The sequence below is a fragment of the Aeromicrobium sp. REDSEA-S32_B7 genome (assembly GCF_001626145.1).
Taxonomy (GTDB): Bacteria; Actinomycetota; Actinomycetes; order Propionibacteriales; family Nocardioidaceae; genus Aeromicrobium; species Aeromicrobium erythreum.
Genome location: NZ_LUNF01000260.1, coordinates 1 through 3,557 on the forward strand (window position 1 = coordinate 1; position 3,557 = coordinate 3,557).

Sequence of the window (3,557 nt, forward strand, 5' to 3'; positions counted from 1 at the left end):
TCATTTTTTTTGCATTGTCGATGAGGTTGATGAAAACCCGTTTCATCTGTTCGCGGTCAAGAGAAATCCTGGGAATGTCATCCCCTAGCTCGGTTTTCAGCTGAATCCTCGAAGGCAGGTTATCGTGATAGAGTTTCAGGGTTTCTTCGATCACCTCGTTCAGATCGTCCGGCTGCGGATTCGATTCAGGAATTTTGGCGAATTTTGAAAATTCGCTGACCATCTTTTCCAACTGCTGGACTTCATTGACAATGGTTTCCGTGGATTGAATCAGGGCTTCCTGATCAGAAACCTGGGGAGCATATTTTCTGCGGATGCGTTCCGCCGAAAGCTGGATCGGGGTTAGAGGATTCTTGATTTCGTGGGCAAGGCGTCGGGCGATCTCGCGCCACGCGGCGACCTCCTCCTCGACGTCGCGCAGGGGGGTGATGACGGGCGGTCCGCCCTGGAGCTGACGTCGGGCCTCGACGACCCTGCGGTTGAAGTCGGTCAGGAGGTCGCGGACGTGGGTCTCCGAGCCCGAGGTGTCGAGCAGGTCGTCGAGCTCGGCGTCCTCGCGTCGCAGCGCGAGCGCCGGCGGCAGGACGCCGGAGACGTTCTCGCGCTCCATCAGCTGCTTGAGCCACCAGTCGGGGTCGTGGCGGTAGACCCGCGCCGGGAGCGGCTTGCCCGCCAGCGGCAGGTCGTCGAACTCGCCCCGGGCCATCGCCGCTCGGACCTGGCCGTCGACGTAGAGGGTCTGGTCCTCGGGACGACGTCCGCGCTCGGGGCGCGACGGCGTCTCCTCGGGCGCGGGGTCGTCGCCGAGCCGGTAGTGCGCCGCCCGGCGGCGGGGGTCGTCGGCCATCGTTCCTCCTGGCTCCACCGTAGCCAGGAGGGACGACATCGGCCGCTCGGTCGCCCTTTCGTCGACCCTTTCAGTCGACCCCCTCAGTCGACATCGTCGTCGACCCAGTCGAGGGTCTTGGTGACGGCCTTCTTCCAGCTGCGGTAGTACTTCTCGCGCTGGTCCTCGGACATCTGCGGCGTCCACCGCTTGTCCTCGCCCCAGTTGGCGCGCAGGTCGTCCTCGTTCTGCCAGTAGTCGACGGCGAGCCCGGCGGCGTACGCGGCACCGAGCGCGGTGGTCTCGGCGACCTTCGGGCGCACGACGTCGACGCCGAGGATGTCGGCCTGGAACTGCATGAGGGTCTCGTTGACGACCATGCCGCCGTCGACGCGCAGCTCGGCGAGGGGGACGCCGGAGTCGGCGTTCATCGCGTCGAGCACCTCGCGGGTCTGGTACGCGGTGGACTCGAGCACGGCGCGGGCGATGTGGTTCTTGTTGACGTAGCGGGTCAGGCCCACGAGGGCGCCGCGGGCGTCGGGCCGCCAGTGCGGGGCGAACAGGCCGGAGAACGCGGGCACGAAGTAGGCGCCGCCGTTGTCGTCGACCTTCCGCGCCAGCTCCTCGATCTCGGGGGCGCTGGAGATGAGACCGAGGTTGTCGCGGACCCACTGCACGAGCGAACCGGTGACGGCGATGGAGCCCTCGAGCGCGTAGACGGTCGGCTGGTCGCCGATCTTGTAGCAGACCGTGGTGAGCAGCCCGTTCTCCGACGGGACGGCCTCGGTCCCGGTGTTCAGGAGCATGAAGTTGCCGGTGCCGTAGGTGTTCTTGGCCTCGCCCTTGGCCAGGCACGCCTGGCCGAACGTGGCGGCCTGCTGGTCGCCGAGGATGCCGGCGACGGGGGTGCCGCGCAGGATGCCCGGCTTGCACTCGCCGTAGACCTCCGAGCTCGAGCGGATCTCGGGCAGCATCGAGAGCGGGATGCCCATGTCGGCGGCGATCTGCTCGTCCCACTCGAGGGTCTCGAGGTTCATCAGCATGGTGCGCGAGGCGTTGGTGACGTCGGTGACGTGCACGCCGTCGTTCTCCGCACCACCGGTGAGGTTCCACAGGACCCAGGTGTCCATCGTCCCGAACAGCAGCTCGCCGGCCTCGGCACGCTCCTTGACGCCGTCGACGTTCTCGAGGATCCACGTGACCTTCGGGCCGGCGAAGTAGGTGGCGAGGGGCAGGCCGACGGTCTCCTTGTAGCGGTCGGGGCCGGCGTCGCCGCCCAGGCGGTCGACGATCTTCTGGGTGCGGGTGTCCTGCCAGACGATGGCGTTGTACACGGGCTGGCCGGTGCTGCGGTCCCAGACGACGGCGGTCTCGCGCTGGTTGGTGATGCCGACGGCGGAGATGTTGCGGCTGTTGAAGTTCGCCTTGGCGAGCGCTCCGCCGATGACCCGCCGCGTGTTCTCCCAGATCTCCAGCGCGTCGTGCTCGACCCATCCGGCCCGGGGGAAGATCTGCTCGTGCTCGACCTGGTCGACCGCGACGACGGAGCCGCTGCGGTCGAAGATCATCGCGCGGGTGGAGGTCGTGCCCTGGTCGATCGCGAGGACGTACGTGTTGTCGGCCATGCTCGGTTCTCGTTTCTGTGGTGCGGTCGGGTGGAGTTCGGTCAGGTCAGGCGTAGTTCGCGGCGGCGGCGAGCAGTCCTGCGAGGATGCCACCGACGACCGGTCCGACGACAGGGATCCAGGCGTAGGACCAGTTGCTGTCGCGCTTGCGTCGGATGGGCAGCAGCGTGTGGGCGATGCGGGGACCGAGGTCGCGCGCGGGGTTGATGGCGTAGCCGGTGGGGCCGCCGAGGCTCGCGCCGATGGCCACGACGAGCAGTGCCACGGCGAGCGGCCCGAGCCGCCAGCAGAGCGTGGCTCCGAGGATGGCCCCGACGAGCTGCGCCGCGAGGTAGACCAGCACCTTGACGGCGGTGTCGCCGCCGAGGTCGTCACCCGAGGCGACGAGGCCGAGCGTGACGGCGGGGTTGAGGTGGGCGCCGGACTGGTAGGCCACGTACACGCCCGCGAAGACGGCGAGTCCCCAGCCGATGGTGATCATGAGCGGTCCGCCGCCGTGCCCGTTGGTCCGGGCGAGCACCACGTTGGCGACGACGCCGCAGCCGAGCAGCAGCAAGGTGGCCGTGCCCAGCAGCTCGGGCAGGAAGATCCCGGTCAGCATGTTTCCCCCCGGGCCCGGCTCGTCGCCCGTCGCCCGCCCGGTGCGGACGTCCCTCGAAGGCTGAGCGTCGGACCCGTCGTCAGGCTAGCGTGACGGTGGTCACACGGCGACGGCGGGTGAGGGCGCCGAGGAGGAGGCCGGTGTGGGGACCCAGAAGCGCTGCTCGCCCTCGTGGTTGATCCCGTCGGGGACGCCGCCGTTCTTCTCCACGACGCGTCGGGAGGCGTGGTTGACGGGGGAGACGGTGAGCAGCGCGGGGGAGATGCCGAGGGCTCCGACCTTCACGAGTGCCTGGCGGAGCATCTCGGTGGCGTGTCCCTGGCCCTGCCAGGGGCTGACCACGTGGTAGCCGATGTGGCCTCCGCCCTGGTCGGCGATGAGCCGGTGCCGGATGACGAGGCTGCCGAGGTAGAAGTCGCCGGAGACGAACCAGAAGACCTCCGAGGGGACGCCCCATCGCTCGCGCACGCCGATGCGTTCCGCGACGAAGGCGTCGAAGTCGCGG

Annotated in this window: 4 protein-coding genes; all 4 read right to left on the reverse strand. The window is 68.3% G+C overall.

Translation table 11 applies throughout. From position 1 onward, the window contains the following. The coding region (locus tag A6Q79_RS16065; RefSeq protein WP_317698762.1) for a DnaJ family domain-containing protein at positions 1–847 on the reverse strand (847 nt) is incomplete at its 3' end. Between the two features lie 83 nt (positions 848–930). After that, the gene (gene glpK, locus A6Q79_RS16070; RefSeq protein ID WP_253023416.1) at positions 931–2,451 is read right to left on the reverse strand and encodes a glycerol kinase GlpK; all 1,521 of its coding nucleotides are present in this window, start codon (positions 2,449–2,451) and stop codon (positions 931–933) included. A 46-nt stretch (positions 2,452–2,497) separates the two neighbouring features. After that, positions 2,498–3,052 carry an MIP/aquaporin family protein gene (locus A6Q79_RS16075; protein WP_317698763.1) on the reverse strand — a complete coding sequence of 185 codons (555 nt, stop codon included), beginning with the start codon at positions 3,050–3,052 and terminating at the stop codon, positions 2,498–2,500. Positions 3,053–3,151: 99 nt separating this feature from the next. Beyond that, the coding region (locus A6Q79_RS16080; protein WP_317698764.1) for a GNAT family N-acetyltransferase at positions 3,152–3,557 on the reverse strand (406 nt) is incomplete at its 5' end.

What these genes read in the sequence shown, in the direction of transcription:
- glpK (WP_253023416.1), bottom strand. Translation starts at nt 2,451, where the DNA reads ATGGCCGACAACACGTACGTCCTCGCGATCGACCAGGGCACGACCTCC.
- A6Q79_RS16075 (WP_317698763.1), bottom strand. Translation starts at nt 3,052, where the DNA reads ATGCTGACCGGGATCTTCCTGCCCGAGCTGCTGGGCACGGCCACCTTG.